Here is a 15409-nt window from a genome sequence, read left to right as displayed (position 1 = left end):
CCTTGGCTACGGCAAAAAACTCAAATGGTTTGAGTGGGGCGCTCGGACGCCATGTGGGCGCCCAAAATTTCTTCAATCTTCAGCTTCAGCGCGTGTGACTTTTCGTCCTTGGGGAAGGTGATACCAACGCCCTGCGTGCGCCCACCGGCGGCCTTGGCTGGCGTCACCCACGCCACCTTGCCAGCCACTGGATAGCGTTGCATATCTTCCGGCAGTGACAGCAGCACATAGACATCGTCTCCCAACACATACTCCCGCGCGGTTGGGATGAACACTCCCCCCTCGGCAAAGATGGGGATGTAAGCCGCGTACAGCGCTGCCTTTTCCTTGATGGAGAGCTGGATGACGCTGGGCCGGGGAGTGGAGGTAGTGGGTGCTGTGCTCATGGTGCAGATTCAGTGTGCCGAGTTTAAGACCGATTTGGCCTGTCCCACAAGGGCTTCGAGCATCAGGCCGGCATTGAAAGGGTGTTCTACAGTGCGCATGGCCCGTGACAAGGCTTTGGACCAGGTGCTCAGTGCCGCCAGCGGCGTACCAGTGACCAGGTCCGTTGCCGCAAAAAAACGAGGGGCCGCACCGGCTTGCAAAGCCATCAGGTCGTGGCATAGCTTGTGCAGGGCATCCAGCACCTGGGCCAGCGTCCAGTCTTTGAAGAAAGCGGTATCCCCCCTAGCAACCGCCTTGGGCAGCATGGCCCAGGCGCTTGGCTCACGGCCCGAGGCAGCGAAGGCGGCGGCATCCTCCGGGCGTCCACCCATGGCTTGGAGTAGCAACTGGGCCTGTGCAGCATCGAAGCCGTGGGTTTGCAACCATTGTTGGCTAGCCTGAGTTTGCGGCCAATGCATGCTATGGCCCAGGCATCGGCTGCGGATTGTGGGCAGCAATTGGTGGGCTGACTCGCTGGCCAGTACAAACTTGACATCGCCGGGCGGCTCTTCCAGGGTCTTCAACAGCGCGTTGGCCGTGATGGTGTTCATTTGCTCGGCTGGGAACACCAGCACCACTTTGCCGCGGCCACGCGCACTGGTCCGCTGGGCGAACTCTACGGTGTCGCGCATGGCGTCTACCCGTATCTCCTTGCTCGGCTTGCGTTTCTTGTCGTCGATTTCGGTCTGGGCCTTTTCGCCCAGGGGCCAGCCCAGCTCCAGCAGTGTGGTTTCCGGCATCAGAACACACAGATCGGCATGGGTACGCACATCGATCGCATGGCAGCTTCCGCACACGCCACAGGCCGTGCCATCTGAAGTGGCCTGCTCACACAGCCAGGCCCGCGCCAATGCCATGGCCAGGCTGTATTGCCCCAGGCCCGACGGACCGTGCAGCAACCACGCGTGGCCGCGTTGGGCCAGCAGCAACCGGGCCTGCGCCTGTATCCAGGGGGGCGGTGCCGGGTCCACGGCTTCCGTTTCGCTACTCATGCCAACAAACCCTTGTTGCGCACGGCCTGCAACACGTCGCGCCCCACGGCGTCGGGTGCCTGGTCGGCATGGATCCGAGCAAAACGGCGAGGGTCGGCTTCCATGCGCCGGGCGTACCCGCCCGCGACCTGTTCAAAGAATGCCAGAGGTTGTGACTCAAAACGGTCGGGCACGCGGGCTTGGCTCAGGCGTTGTGCAGCTACACCGGGTGGTAAATCAAACCAGATGGTCAGATCCGGTTGCAGCGCGCGACTGGCCGTTGGATCGGGTTCACCCTGAGCCGCCCTGCCCTGCACCCACTCTTCCAGCACCAGCAGCGTCTGCCAATCAAAGCCGCGGCCCGCGCCCTGGTAGGCAAAGGTCGCATCGGTGAACCGGTCGCACAGCAGTACCTCGCCCCGTGCCAGTGCTGGCAGGATGATCTTTTGCAGGTGGTCACGCCGCGCTGCAAACACCAAAAGGGCTTCGGTCATGGCGTCCATGGGGGCATTCAGAACCATGTGCCGCAACTGCTCGGCCAACGGTGTGCCGCCCGGCTCGCGGGTCAGCGTGACCACGCGACCTTGGGCCTTGAAGGCCTGTGCCAGGCTGTCGATGTGCGTGGATTTTCCGGCACCGTCTATGCCTTCAAAGCTGATGAAAAGTCCATTGCTCACTGTTTACTGTCTTCCACGCTGGTATTTGTTGACCGCCCTATTGTGCTCGTCCAGCGTGGTGCTGAATTGGCTACTGCCATCACCACGGGCGACAAAGTACAGGGCTTTGGACGGGGCCGGCTGCACGGCCGCCAGCAACGAGGCCTTGCCGGGCAGCGCAATAGGCGTGGGGGGCAGGCCGACACGGGTGTAGGTGTTCCACGGTGTGTCGGTCAGCAAATCCTTCTTGCGCAAATTACCGTCAAACGCCTCGCCCATGCCATAAATCACAGTCGGGTCGGTCTGCAGCCGCATACCTATGGCCAAGCGGTTGCTGAAGACGGCGGCAATGGCCGCACGGTCGTTGGGCGAGCCGGTTTCTTTTTCCACAATACTGGCCAGTATCAGGGCCTGCTCGGGACTGGCCAGCGGCGATTGCGGTGCGCGCTGGGCCCAGGCCGCAGCCAGACGCTTGTCCATTGCACGCAAGGCCCGCCTCAACACCGCCAGATCACTGGAGCCCTTGCTATAGGTGTAGGTATCGGGAAAGAAGTGCCCTTCAGCGGGCACACCGGGCTGACCCAATTGCACCATGATGTCCCCGGGAGTCAGCGGCGCAGTGTCGGCCTTGAGCTGCTCCGCCTTTTGCAGGGCCTCACGTACCTGGCGGAAGGTCCAGCCCTCGACCAATGTGACGCTACGCAGCGCCTCTTCGCCACGGACCAGTTTTTGCAGCAGGCTGCGGGGCGTGGTGCTGCGGTCCAGTTCATAGCTACCGGCCCGAATCTGGCGTGACTGACCCGATAGGCGGAACCAGATGTGCAACAGCAAGGCATTGGTCTGCACGCCGGCTTGCACAACGGCCTGCGCCGCATCGCGGGCGCCTACACCGGGTTCAATCGACAGGTCGACGGTGGCGGTGGGCAAATCGAAAGGTTGGTTCAGCCAGACATAGGCCGCGCCCGATGCACCCAGGGCCAGTGTCAATACGACAGCAAAGAAAAAGCGCACAGCCCTACAAGCCAAATGAAATCATGGGAGGAATGATAATTCAGCGCATGAACACGACGACGCCCCCGATGCACTCCTCCCCCCCAACCAGTGCCCTCACCCTTTTGAATGGTGTAGCTCCTTTGCCTAACCTGGGCGTCATCAAGGTTGAAGGCGAAGACGCCGCCAAGTTCATCCACGGTCAACTGACCCAGGACTTCTCGTTACTGGACCTGCACACCGCGCGCCTGGCAGCCTTTTGCTCAGCCAAGGGGCGCATGCAAGCCAGCTTCATTGGCTTCAAACGCAGTGCCACCGAGATTCTGCTGGTGTGCAGCAAAGACCTGCTGCCCGCCACCCTCAAGCGCCTATCCATGTTTTTGTTACGGGCCAAGGCCAAGCTCAGCGATGCCAGTGCAGAGTTTGAGGTGCTGGGCCTGCTGGGGAATGCTACAAAACCGATAGCCGGATATGCAGATTCCACGTGGGCCAAGGCCGAGATCGACGGAGGGTCGGTTGTCAATCTGTACCCTGCCCAGGGCGTGGCCCGTCAACTATGGGTGGCGCCCATGGGCACGCCCGCACCACAGGGCGCCGCGGTATCGACGGCACTGTGGGCATGGTCCGAGGTCCACAGCGCGGTGGCCACGGTTTCCACCCCGGTGTTTGAGGCCTTCGTGCCCCAGATGCTCAACTACGAATCGGTCGGCGGCGTTAATTTCAAAAAGGGCTGCTACCCCGGCCAGGAGGTGGTGGCGCGCAGCCAATTCCGCGGCACGCTCAAACGCCGAGCCTTCGTGGTGCATGCGCCAACCAGCATGGCTGCGGGTGACGAGTTGTTTGGTGCGGACGACGACAGCCAACCGGTCGCCACCGTCGTGCAGGTCGCGCCGGCCCCTGATGGAGGTTACGACGCCATTGTGTCCGCGCAACTGTCCGCCATTGAGCGCGGGCCACTGCACCATGGCTCCGGCCGTGGCCCCGCATTGCAAATGTTGCCCCTGCCCTATGCGTTGCTCGACGACATTTGATACCGGTGCGACGCAAACGCAAAATTTGCAGGTAAATTGCAGGGCGTGGGTATTTGGACCATTCATAATGGAGCCAAAATCCAACCAACTGTCTAGAAGGGCTTGGTTCCAAAGATGTCAAATCCGATAAGCAAAGAAGAAGCATTTGCCCGTCTGGGTGCCATTACCCGGGAGATGCATGAGGCCTTCAGCGTCTTGGGCGGCAGCAATGAATTGCACGACGTCGTGGAAGAGTTTCCCAATGCGCGTGAGCGTTTGGCCCACGTCGGCAAAATGACCGAAAACGCAGCTAATACCGTGCTCAATCTGGTCGACGCGGCCAAGCCCGAGTGCGATGACCTGGCCAAGCGCGGCGAAGAATTGAGCCAGTCCCTGCACCGCATGGCGGCGTCGGAAGATCTGACCGTGGAGCGTGCCCGTGCACTGATGGGCGTGTGCGCCAAGTTTGTCGAACGCACGTCGGAGTTTGCCGGCAAGCAAGGCACCATCCTCAGCGACATCATGATGGCGCAAGACTTCCAAGATCTCTCCGGCCAGGTCATCAAAAAAGTCATTGACATCATCAATCGCACCGAGCTGCAGTTGGTGCAGTTGTTGGTCGATAGCGCTCCCGACCGAGCCGACAAGCCGGTCGAAGAATTCACCGGGGAGACCCACCAATTGCAGGGCCCACAGGCCGCATCCGAAGCGCTGGCGCAGGGCGATGTGGACGATCTATTGGCGTCGCTGGGCTTCTGATATCCCTGGCCGTGGGGCTCACACCAGCGGCAGCGCCATTTCGATGTGCCGTACGCCGGCTTCTTCAAATACCGCTCCCCGTGCGGTGAACCCCAATCGCTGGTAGAAGCCCTCTGCGCTGCACTGGGCATGCAGCATCACCTCGGTATCCCCGCGCTGGCGGGCAGCGTCCACCAAGGCCATCAAGACGTCTCGCCCAAAACGGGAGCCCCGCAAACCCCGATCCACCGCCATTCGCCCGATGCGGCCTACCCGCGGCGCATGCTGCAGCAAGCGCCCGGTAGCTACAGGGCGGCCCATGTGGTTGCACAACAGGGCATGAATGGCCGTTGCGTCCACGTCATCCCACACCATATGGGCGCCGATGCCCTGCTCCTGGACAAAGACATCGGTGCGCAGCGCTGATGCCAGCTCCGCCACGCTGTCCCAACTGCCCACTTGCAGGTGCGTCACCGGCTTGCCGGCTTCGTAGGCATCAAACACTGCGCGCAACGCATCGGGCACGGGCTGCGAGGTCTGGCTGCCCGGGTTGGCATAGACGTAGACCAGTTCGGCGGTGATCAGCAGCGTATCGCCCCGGAAAATGGCGCCTTCAAAGAGCACGGACGATGTGCCAACGCGGGCACAGCGCAGGCCTATGTCAATGGTGTCGTCGTAGCGGGCCGAGCCGTGGTACTCCACGCTGGCCTTTTTGACAAACAGGTCACCGCCCAGGCTTTGCAAGGTGGCCTCATAGGGCAAGGCCAGCCTGCGCCAGTAGTCCGACATAGCGGTGTCGAAATACATCAGGTAGTGGGCATTGAAGACAATCTTCTGCATGTCCACCTCGGCCCAGCGCACCTGCAGGCGGTGGAAGTTGCGGAAGTCGGAGCGTTGGGTGTTTGCCATTTACATCATCTCCTTGAAAGCATTCGCCAGTGCATGGGCCGCGTCGGCGTGGGACCTGGCCGCTTCCGGTATGGCGCGGCCCATCTTGATGAATTCGTGCACCACGCCGCGGTAGATGTCCAGCTCCACCGGCACGCCAGCCATGCGCAGCCGGTCGGCGTATTGCACGCCCTCGTCTACCAACGGGTCGCATTCGGCCAGGCCCAGCCAGGCTGGAGCCACGCCATCCAGCTCTACTGGGTAGCCGGTGGCGTCCACCCCATCCAACGGGGCGAAACGCCAGTCGTCCCAGTCTTCGGGGGTGCGCAGGTATTGGTTGAAGAAGTATTGGATATGTGGTTCTTCCAGCACAAAACCTTCGGCGAACAGGCGGTGCGAATCCGTGTGCTGGTGCGCCGCCGTGCCGGGGTAGAACAGCAGTTGCAGGGCCAGGCGGATATTGGCGTTGCGCGCCAGGATGGCGCAGACTGCGGCCAGTGTGCCGCCGGCGCTGTCGCCACCGACAGCGATATGGGAATTCAGAATGTTGCGCGCGGCACCCTGCCCCGCCACCCACTGCACTACATCCCAGGCATCGTCCACCGCAGTGGGAAATTTATGCTCCGGTGCCAGCCGGTAGTCCACCGACAGCACCGCGCACTGCGCCCGGTGCGCCAGTTGGCGGCACAGGCCGTCGTGTGTCTCCACGCTACCGATGGTGAAGCCGCCGCCATGGAAATACACCAGCACCGGCAAGCGTTCCTGGCTGGGTGCAACCAGGCGTACGGGAATGGCAAAACCGTCGCGGGCCGTGATGTGGAAATCCTCGACCCGCGCCATAGTCTGCACCGGCAGTTCCAGAATGTCGGCACCCGCTGCATAGGCTGCGCGCGCCTGCACGGGCGCTAGTGTGTAAAACGGCGGGTGGCCGGCCCGGGCCATGCGCTGCAGTACGCCGCGCATTGCGGGTGTCAGCAGGGCCTGGGGGTTACGTGGGTGACTCATGCTTCTATGGGTTCTTGCTACAGTGCAAACTTTCAATCCTAACCCCAAACACACCATGGCCTTGATCTACTACATCACCCAAATTCAGTTCGATTTCGGTGCCGTCAAGCTGCTCAAGCAAGAGTGTGAAAGGGTCGGCATTACCCGCCCGTTGATCGTTACGGACGCCGGCGTCAAAGCAGCGGGCGTGTTGCAAAAAGCCTTGGACGCCCTGCCCGGCCTGCCGGTGGCCGTATTTGACCAAACCCCATCCAACCCCACCGAGGCCGCGGTGCGTGCCGCGGTGGATGTCTACAAGGCCAACCAGTGCGACGGGCTGATTGCGGTGGGCGGTGGCTCCGCCATCGACTGCGCCAAGGGCGTGGCCATTGCCGCCACGCACGAGGGCCCGCTGACCCACTACGCCACCATCGAAGGCGGCTCGGTGCGCATCACGGAACGCGTGGCCCCCATCATCGCCGTACCCACCACCAGCGGCACCGGCAGCGAGGTGGCACGCGGGGCCATCATCATCGTCGACGACCACCGCAAGCTGGGTTTTCACTCCTGGCACCTGGTGCCCAAGACCGCCATTTGCGACCCGGAGTTGACCTTTGGCCTGCCGCCCAAGCTGACCGCAGCCACCGGCATGGACGCCATCGCCCATTGCATGGAAACCTTCATGGCGCCGGTCTTCAACCCACCGGCCGACGGCATTGCGCTGGATGGACTGCAGCGCGGCTGGTCAGCCATTGCCCGTGCCACCCAAGACGGCCTGGACCGTGAGGCGCGCCAGAACATGATGAGCGCCTCCATGCAAGGCGCCATGGCCTTCCAGAAGGGCCTGGGCTGCGTGCACTCCTTAAGCCACAGCTTGGGCGGTGTAGACCCGCGCCTGCACCACGGCACGCTCAATGCCATGTTTTTGCCGGCCGTCATCGCCTTCAATGCCAGCGCCGAGTCCATGGTCCAGAACCAGCGGCTTCAGCGCATGGCCCATGCCATGGGATTGCAGTCGGCCAGCGACATCGGCCCGGCGATCAAGGACATGAATGCCCGCCTGGGCCTACCCAGCGGCTTGGCCGAGATGGGCGTACAGGCATCGCAGTTCGACCAGATCATCACCGGCGCACTGGCCGACCACTGCCACAAGACCGGGCCGCGCCTGGCCACGGCGGACGATTACCGGGCGATGTTGACGGAGGCGTTATAAACGCAGCATTCAACCACTATTCGCCCCGAGGAAATCACCATGGCAACCGTTCGTGAAGGTAACAAGTCTGTTCTGCTGGTCGTTGATGTGCAGGTGGACGTCGTCAAAGGCGCATGGGAGGCGCCGCGCGTCGTCGGCAATATGGTGCAGGCCGTGGAGCGGGCGCGTGCCCAGGGTGTGCCTGTCATCTGGGTGCAGCATGCGGACGAAGACTTGGTCAAGGACAGCCCCGGCTGGCAGTGGACGCCCGAATTGGTGCCCGCCGCTGGCGAGCCGCTGATCCACAAGAACTTCAATTCGTCGTTTGAACAGACCACACTGGATGCCGAGCTGGCCAAGCGGGGGGCCACGCACATCGTGCTGGCCGGCTGCGCGACCAACTGGTGCATACGGGCCACGGCCTATGGCGCGTTGGAGCGTGGCTATGACCTGACCCTGGTCAAGGATGCCCACACCACCAAGACCATGGACTTGGAAAATGGTGCCAAGCTGGACGCCGCAACCCTGGTCCAGGACCTCAACATCGCGATGACCTGGCTTAGCTACCCCGGCCGCAAGAATGCAACGGCCAAGGCGCAGGAACTGGTGTTTGCCGTCTAGGTCTGACTATTGACTTCGGGTTGGCGCAATCTCGACCCATTGCGCGAAGAACTGCGACAGGTCGCGGCCTGTCGCCTCCTCCATCGCCTTTTTGAAATCAGCCGTTTCTACCGACTTGCCCCAGTGCTTCCGGGTGTAGTGCTTCAGGCCCTTCCAGAACTTCGCTTCGCCCAGTTCGTTGCGCAGCTCGTGTAGCACCAAGGCGCCTTTGTCGTAGACCAGTGAGCGGTCGGTTGCGGTGGGCTTGTCCCAGTCTGGGAAAACCAAGGACCGGTCCTGGCCTGCGGCCTTGATCGCCAGGTACTTTTCGCGCGCGGCCTCGATGTTGTCCGCATAGGTTTCAACGCCGAACCGGTGCTCCAAATAAGCGGCTGTCATAAAGGTGGCTATGCCCTCATTCAACCAAAAATGCCGCCAGGACCGGTTGGTCAGGCCATTGCCCCACCATTGGTGCGCCATCTCATGCGCCCCAAGCCATACGGACTCGGGCTTGGCCAGTACGCGGTTGCCGTAACGCACACCCATGGTGGAGTAGCCCGCCATCTCCTGCGCGGCTGGCCCCGCCAGCAACACCTGCCGGTAGGTCGCAAACGGATAGGGAACGCCAGAGCGCCGCTCGTAGAAGGCCAGCATGTCGGCACTTTCGGTAAAGACCTTCTGCAGGGTTTGGGGCGTGAACGGGTGCGGGCCAAAGTACTGCAACGTGGTCTTGCCCGCAGTCTGTTGCACCTGTGCAAACGGGCCGGCGGCAAAGCCGTACAGGTAACTGGGCATGGGTTTGTCGAGCTGCCACACGTGCTGGCTCAGCCCATCTGGACGCTGCGCGGGTGGCACTGAATTGCCGTTGCCCACGCTGACCAACTGAGACGGCAATAGCAGCGTCAATGCAAAACTGGCGCGCACCGAGGGGTCGTCCAGGCAGGGCATCCACTGGCTGGTGGAGAACGCGGTTGCCACTTGCAGGATATCGCCATCGAAGCGCAGGCCGCTACCTGGCATTCCGTGGTAGCGGATACGCAGGTGCTGGCGCGTATGAAGTGCCAAGTCATCCGGCAGCGTGACGCGCAGGCGTTGACCGGCTTTTTCGAAGGCCAAGACACGCTCACCCAAGGTGACGGAGTCCGCCACCAGCTCGCCTGCATCCAAGTCCAGGTGCCGCAGCGTGCGGTCCTGCAACACAAATTCCAGGTCCAGCGCGCCAATGATGGTCTTGCTCTCAAACTGCGGTTGGAGTTGCAACGCGAAATGCTGGGCGCGCCAGCCCTGCTGCGCCCACACTGGCGACGACGCCAGCACCCATACCCCTAGCAGCCGCTTCAATACCGAACAAACTTTCTTCACAGTGACTGCACCCGTGCGATGTCGGGCTTCTCCAGCCAGGCCGCGAACTCATCCACCAACTGGTTGCTGGCGCTGCAGGCGGTGTTCCAGGCCTTGACGCGGCTGGCCAGGTCGTTGCCATAACGCGTGAAGTCCGTGCGGTCCGGCAGCTTGCCATTGGGCAGTGTCTTGACCCACTCCGGGTTGGGTGCCAGCAGCACCATATTGTCCAGGTGGTGGGTGGCGCGGTGGCGCCATTTCAGGCCTTTGTCCAGCCAGCCCGGCACCACGGCTTTCTGGAAATGGGGGTACAGGACCAGGCTGCTTTGATCAAATTGTCCGCTATCCCTCGTCGCTGCTGATTGACTTGCTCCTGAATCCGCAGCAAATGCCGAACCCGCCCGGTAGTTCAAATGCAGGTGGTAGTCGGTGATGCCCCCATCCCAATAGGCACCCGGTGGCGCACCGGGGATGTTGTGCACGGCCTTGAGCACAAAGGGGATGGAACAACTGGCTTGCAGGGCCTGGTTGAAGTTGCGTTCGCTCAAAGGCACTTGGCGGGTGCGGTAGTCGTCGGCACCAAAGGGTAATGCTGTGTCGGGTGTAGAGAACACCACCCGCTCAAGCCAGGCTCCCATGGCCTTGCGGCGCACGGCGTTGGTCACGAAGGCGCCAAAGTAGCCCAACGGCGTGCGCAGGCCGTGCTCCGTGTTGAGCAGATGCCGCCCTCGCGAGGTGACGATGTGCAGCCGATAGCGCGGGTTCTGCAGCATCTCCGGTATGCGCCCGCGGTAGAAAGCCTCCAGGTTCTGGCCAAACAGCTCGCTGACCATGGCTGCGCTGGGGCGCTTCTCGCCAGGCGCCAGCTCGTAGTGCTGGTGGATGTAGTCATGTTCCAAGCGCCTGAACCCAAACGTGGACTGGTTGAGGCAGGCCGTGGCCATACGCCATGCGCCAATCGATGCGCCGACCAGATCAATCGGCTGGGTGGAGCCGGTGAGCCACTCACCAAAGATGAAGCGGTCCAGTGCTCCGAGGATCAGCCCCTTCGGGCCACCGGCTGCGGCGGGAATAGTGTGCACAGCGCTAGCTTGCAGGCCCTGCTGGGCAATGGTTTGGCGTGCCAGCGGACCGGCATGGATGTGGAGTGCTTGCATGCTTGAAATCTGATTGGAGAAGCGTAACTGCCCGTAGGAAGCGCAATTTTCCGCAGGGCCGCCCCAAGGAAAATTAGCCCCCTTGGGGGGCAGCGACCCGCGCAGCGGCGGAGCGTGGGCGCTATTATGTATGCGCAGCCCAATCGAATGGGTCTTGCTGCAGCACCGCGTCAATGTCCAGGTCCAGCACCACACCTACGGCGTCGGGGAAGGTCACAGCCATGGCGCGCTCGTCCATCCGTGCTTCGCGGGCACGGGCGCGCCAGGTGGCCAGGTGAATGACTCCGGCCAGGGGTTCATAGACATTGTTTTCAAACGGAGCGTATTGGTGCTCCAGCGCATCGACCATGGGCTGCGGAAAATTCCACATGCGGGCATACCCCGCACCCACCGCGGCGTAGCAGTAGCCGAACTCACGGCGCTCCATGCGGGCGCGGCGCAGGTCCAGCGGCGAGACATCCACGTTCAGCACGGCCATCGCGTCGGGCATGGCCAGGTGCATGGCCAACTCGCCAATGGCATGGATCAGTCCGCAGGTAAAGGCCGCTTGCTGGTTCTGCCGCACCAAGCCCGCCAGCGCCCGCGAGACCTTGCCCACATTGAGGCTGTATTGCCAGAACTGCGCCAGCTGGATGCCGGGCACCGCCTTGGGGGATGACACACCCGCGGCGGCCTGGGCCATGGTTTTCACGTGGGCCAGCTCCAGCACGGCCAGCGCCTCGGACACGCTGCTGATCTTGCCCTGCAGCTGGAAGAAATCGGAATTGGCCAGTTGCAGCAAGCGCGTGGTTAACGCGGGGTCGGTGCTGATGAGCTGCGTGACCTTGCGCAGGTCCACCTCGGCCTTTTCCAGCTCGGTCAGCAGCAAGGCCACCACCTTGGGGATGCTGGGCAGATAGAACTGCTGCTCCAACAAGGCACTGAGATTCATGGCAAACAGTCTCCAGGCATCAATGGGACCAACGATGTTTTGTCAACATTATGGCCCGTCGATTACAAGGCTTGGCGCTGAATCTAGCGTTTTAGTTTTGCAAAGGCAGACGCCATGGCCGAATTGCCCACAGCCGCGTTGTTGTCCCGATAACTGCCCTGCTGGCGCTCACCCCGCGCCGGGCCCTGGTAGCGGTTGTCCCCTGCCCTGTCCTTGCTGCCGGCGGGTGCCGAGCCTATCTTCATCGTCAGGCTGATGCGCTTGCGGGCCACATCCACTTCCTGCACCTGCACCTTGACGATGTCGCCGGTCTTGACGACCTCGCGCGCATCGTTGACGAACTTGTGGGCCAACTGGCTGACGTGTACCAGGCCGTCCTGGTGCACGCCCAGGTCCACAAAGGCGCCGAACTGCGCGACATTGCTGACCGTGCCTTCCAGAATCATGCCTTCCTTCAGGTCCTTGATGTCGTCCACGCCGTCGTTGAAGCGGGCCACCTTGAAGTCTGGGCGCGGGTCGCGGCCCGGCTTCTCCAACTCGCCCAGGATGTCCTTGACGGTGATCACGCCAAATTGTTCGTTGGCGAACAACTCGGGGCGCAACGTCTTGAGCATGTCGGCGCGGCCCATGATCTCGGCCACCGGCTTGCCGGTCTTGGCGATGATCTGCTCCACCACCGGATAGGTCTCGGGGTGCACGCCGGTCATGTCCAGCGGATTGTTGCCGCCGCGTATGCGCAAAAAGCCTGCCGCCTGCTCAAAGGTCTTGGCGCCCAGGCCGGTGACCTTGAGCAGATCTTGGCGGCTTCCAAAGGCGCCATTGGCCTCGCGCCAGCGCACCACGGCCTTGGCCACGGCGCCGGACAGGCCGGACACGCGGGACAACAGCGGTATGCTGGCCGTGTTCAGGTCTACGCCGACGGAGTTCACGCAGTCTTCGACCACGGCATCCAGCGTGCGGGCCAGTTCGCTCTGGTTGACGTCGTGCTGGTACTGGCCCACGCCAATGCTCTTGGGGTCGATCTTGACCAACTCGGCCAGTGGGTCCTGCAGGCGGCGTGCAATGGACGCCGCGCCGCGCAGGCTGACGTCCACATCGGGCATCTCCTGCGACGCGAATTCGCTGGCGGAGTAGACGGAAGCGCCTGCCTCGCTAACCACCACCTTGTCGATCTTGATTTCGGGCGCGCCGGCCTGGGCCGCCATTTTGGCCAAGAGCTTGATCAGGTCACCCGCCAGCTTGTCGGTCTCGCGGCTGGCGGTACCGTTGCCGATGGCGATCAGGTTGACGCTGTGCTTGGCGCACAGCTTGCCCAGCGTGTGCAGCGAACCTTCCCAGTCGCGCTTGGGCTCATGCGGGAACACGGTGGCGGTTTCGACCAGCTTGCCAGTCGAATCGACAACCGCCACCTTGACGCCGGTGCGGATGCCCGGATCCAAGCCCAAGACCACGCGGGGGCCGGCGGGTGCCGCCAGCAGCAGGTCGCGCAGGTTGTCCGCGAATACCTTGATGGCCACTTTTTCGGCCTCTTCGCGTAGACGGGTAAACAGGTCGCGCTCGGTGGACATGGACAGTTTGACCTTCCAGGTCCAGGCCACGCACTTGCGGATCAAGTCGTCGGCTGCGCGGCCAGAATGGCTCCATCCCAGCTTCAGCGCGAGGCGCCCTTCAGCCAGCGTCACCGCAGCAGCGGCACGGGCCGCCACTGCCGATGCTACTGAATTGGTAGCGGATGGTGCAGATTTGGCGAGGGCTGGAGCCCCATTTGGCATAAGCGGCTCAGGCTGGACTAGTTTCACGTCCAGAATATCCAGAGCCCGGCCACGGAACACCGCCAGTGCGCGGTGGCTGGGCACGCGGCCCATGGGTTCGTCGTAGTCGAAGTAGTCACGGAACTTGGCCACGTCGGGGTTGTTCTCGTCCTTGCCCTCTGCCAGCTTGGACTGCAACAAGCCCTCGGCCCACAGCCATTCGCGCAGGTCCTGCACCAGGACGGGGTCTTCGGCCCAGCGCTCAGACAGCAGATCGCGCACACCGTCCAGCACGGCGAACACGGTGGAGAAGTCGGGTTGCTTGTCAGCAATCTGCTCCGCGGTGAGCGGGGGCTTGAGGTAGGCCTGCGCCGCCTCGGTAGGCACTAGCGTGGGGTCGGCGAACAGTGCGTCAGCCAGTGGTTCCAGACCGGCTTCCTTGGCCAGTTGGCCCTTGGTGCGGCGTTTGAGTTTGAACGGCAGGTAAATGTCTTCCACTTCCTGCTTGGTGGCGGCGTTGTGCACAGCGGCCATCAGCGCCGGGGTCAGCTTGCCCTGCTCGTCGATGGCCTTGATGACAGCTTCCTTGCGGTCGGCCAGTTCACGCAGATAAGCCAGCCGGGTTTCCAGTTCACGGAGCTGGATGTCGTCCAGCCCGTCGGTCACTTCCTTGCGGTAGCGGGCGATGAAGGGTACGGTGGCCCCACCGTCGAGCAAGGCCACGGCGGCTTCGACCTGGTTGGGGCGGATACGGATTTCTTGCGCGAGCTGCGCGATGATTTTTTGCATGACGAAAATGACTGACGCTACGGTGAAAGACTAACCCACCGCAGGTGGCGCTAACTAAAACGGAATCAAGGCCGGGAGTGTGCCACAGGCCGGACCCCGGGGATTTTCCTCACGCCTGCCTATGGCGCGATGGGGCCTCGGTCGCAGGGTTTCAGTGCGCACTCCCGCCTTGTTGCTGCCAACCCACAGCGGTTTGTGGCACAGTGCAGACCGTGCCATTCACACAACTGCCAGCAACACGGAGTAGGCCCACGCCATGGCTGCGATGGGTCATTCTGTGCGCCCTTGCGCTGCTGAGGCCGGCGTGGGCTGCTGATACCTTGGCAGTGGCCACCGGTGAATACGAGCCCTTTACCGGTGAATTATTGCCGGGCGGGGGCCCCTTGACCGAGATGGTTCGGCTGGCTTTTGCGGAAGCAGGCATGGCTATCAAAATCGATTTCCTACCCTGGAAAAGAGGCTACGCCAGTACGCTGGACGGCCAATACGACGCCACCTTTCCCTACGGTCGCAATGCAGACCGCGAGAAGGACTTTCTGTATTCCGAGCCCTTCTATACGTTGGACCGCCGTATGTTCTACCGAGCCGACGGCGGCGTCGATCCCGATGACATGGCGAGCCTGGTCGGAAAGACCTACTGCAGCCCTGTGGGCTACACGCTGTACAAGGAGTTCAGCGGTTTGGTCGAGCGCAAAGAACTGCTGGTGCAGACTGCACCCAACCATAGCAGTTGCGCCAAGATGATGGCGGCCGGCCGGGTGGATTTTTTCGTTACCACGCTGGATGCCGGGCGCATCGCCATTGCAAAAGCCGGCTTGCGGATACCCTTGCAGAACAAGTCATTTGGCAGGAGCGAGAACCATTTGCTGGTGCCGCGAAATCATCCCAGGGGGGCGGACATCATCGCAGCCTTCAACAAATCGGTCGCGGCGCTCAAAACCAAGGGCGCCTGGACCAGCATCACCGCCAAGCACCCGTTGTAGAC

General features: G+C 62.4%; 15 protein-coding genes. 5 read left to right on the top strand and 10 right to left on the bottom strand.

All coding sequences use genetic code 11. The annotated features are described in order from the left end of the window. Nucleotides 1–20: 20 nt before the first annotated feature. From AC07OO_RS20515 to mltG, 4 genes are read right to left on the bottom strand one after another with little or no spacing between them, the layout of a single operon-like run. Nucleotides 21–386: a PilZ domain-containing protein gene (locus AC07OO_RS20515; protein WP_495084000.1), complete on the bottom strand. Its 366-nt coding sequence runs from the start codon at nt 384–386 to the stop codon at nt 21–23. 9 nt (nt 387–395) lie between these two features. Continuing rightward, entirely contained in the window at nt 396–1418 is a 1023-nt protein-coding gene (locus tag AC07OO_RS20510) for a DNA polymerase III delta subunit-related protein (RefSeq protein WP_495083999.1), read from the bottom strand. Further along, nucleotides 1415–2074, bottom strand: a complete 660-nt coding sequence (gene tmk, locus AC07OO_RS20505; RefSeq protein WP_495083998.1) for a dTMP kinase — start codon at nt 2072–2074, stop codon at nt 1415–1417. The genes AC07OO_RS20510 and tmk overlap by 4 nt, the downstream gene beginning before the upstream one ends. Nucleotides 2075–2077: 3 nt before the next feature. Next, nucleotides 2078–3064, bottom strand: a complete 987-nt coding sequence (mltG, locus tag AC07OO_RS20500; RefSeq protein ID WP_495083997.1) for an endolytic transglycosylase MltG — start codon at nt 3062–3064, stop codon at nt 2078–2080. A 68-nt stretch (nt 3065–3132) separates the two neighbouring features. On the opposite strand from mltG, the gene ygfZ reads away from it, so the two are divergent. Both ygfZ and AC07OO_RS20490 read left to right on the top strand, forming a co-directional pair. After that, the gene (gene ygfZ, locus AC07OO_RS20495) at nt 3133–4074 is read left to right on the top strand and encodes a CAF17-like 4Fe-4S cluster assembly/insertion protein YgfZ (protein ID WP_495083996.1); all 942 of its coding nucleotides are present in this window, start codon (nt 3133–3135) and stop codon (nt 4072–4074) included. 114 nt (nt 4075–4188) lie between these two features. Continuing rightward, nucleotides 4189–4812, top strand: coding sequence for a protein phosphatase CheZ (locus AC07OO_RS20490; RefSeq protein WP_495083995.1), 624 nt, complete (start codon nt 4189–4191; stop codon nt 4810–4812). 18 nt (nt 4813–4830) lie between these two features. Here the strand turns inward: AC07OO_RS20490 and AC07OO_RS20485 are convergent, their stop codons facing one another. After that, nucleotides 4831–5700, bottom strand: coding sequence for a YbgC/FadM family acyl-CoA thioesterase (locus AC07OO_RS20485; RefSeq protein ID WP_495083994.1), 870 nt, complete (start codon nt 5698–5700; stop codon nt 4831–4833). Beyond that, on the bottom strand, nt 5701–6684 hold the full coding sequence (locus AC07OO_RS20480; protein WP_495083993.1) for an alpha/beta hydrolase: 984 nt from the start codon (nt 6682–6684) through the stop codon (nt 5701–5703). A 55-nt stretch (nt 6685–6739) separates the two neighbouring features. Here AC07OO_RS20480 and gbd point away from each other — a divergent pair, with 55 nt between their 5' ends. After that, the gene (gene gbd, locus AC07OO_RS20475; protein ID WP_495083992.1) at nt 6740–7876 is read left to right on the top strand and encodes a 4-hydroxybutyrate dehydrogenase; all 1137 of its coding nucleotides are present in this window, start codon (nt 6740–6742) and stop codon (nt 7874–7876) included. Nucleotides 7877–7915: 39 nt separating this feature from the next. Beyond that, nucleotides 7916–8476: a cysteine hydrolase family protein gene (locus tag AC07OO_RS20470; RefSeq protein ID WP_495083991.1), complete on the top strand. Its 561-nt coding sequence runs from the start codon at nt 7916–7918 to the stop codon at nt 8474–8476. 6 nt (nt 8477–8482) lie between these two features. Here AC07OO_RS20470 and AC07OO_RS20465 read toward each other — a convergent pair whose 3' ends face one another. The 4 genes from AC07OO_RS20465 to AC07OO_RS20450 form a co-directional block, all read right to left on the bottom strand. After that, entirely contained in the window at nt 8483–9817 is a 1335-nt protein-coding gene (locus AC07OO_RS20465) for a M1 family metallopeptidase (RefSeq protein WP_495083990.1), read from the bottom strand. After that, nucleotides 9814–10953, bottom strand: a complete 1140-nt coding sequence (locus AC07OO_RS20460; protein ID WP_495083989.1) for a patatin-like phospholipase domain-containing protein — start codon at nt 10951–10953, stop codon at nt 9814–9816. The genes AC07OO_RS20465 and AC07OO_RS20460 overlap by 4 nt, the downstream gene beginning before the upstream one ends. 124 nt (nt 10954–11077) lie before the next feature. After that, entirely contained in the window at nt 11078–11884 is an 807-nt protein-coding gene (locus AC07OO_RS20455) for an HDOD domain-containing protein (protein WP_495083988.1), read from the bottom strand. Between the two features lie 83 nt (nt 11885–11967). After that, nucleotides 11968–14424 (bottom strand): Tex family protein, encoded by a 2457-nt coding sequence (locus AC07OO_RS20450; protein WP_495083987.1) that lies wholly within the window; start codon nt 14422–14424, stop codon nt 11968–11970. A 392-nt stretch (nt 14425–14816) separates the two neighbouring features. Here AC07OO_RS20450 and AC07OO_RS20445 point away from each other — a divergent pair, with 392 nt between their 5' ends. Further along, nucleotides 14817–15407 (top strand): substrate-binding periplasmic protein, encoded by a 591-nt coding sequence (locus AC07OO_RS20445; protein ID WP_495084121.1) that lies wholly within the window; start codon nt 14817–14819, stop codon nt 15405–15407. Nucleotides 15408–15409 lie beyond the last annotated feature (2 nt).

Source organism: Rhodoferax sp. GW821-FHT07G04 (assembly GCF_059418585.1).
This window is presented reverse-complemented; position numbering and strand designations above follow the sequence as displayed.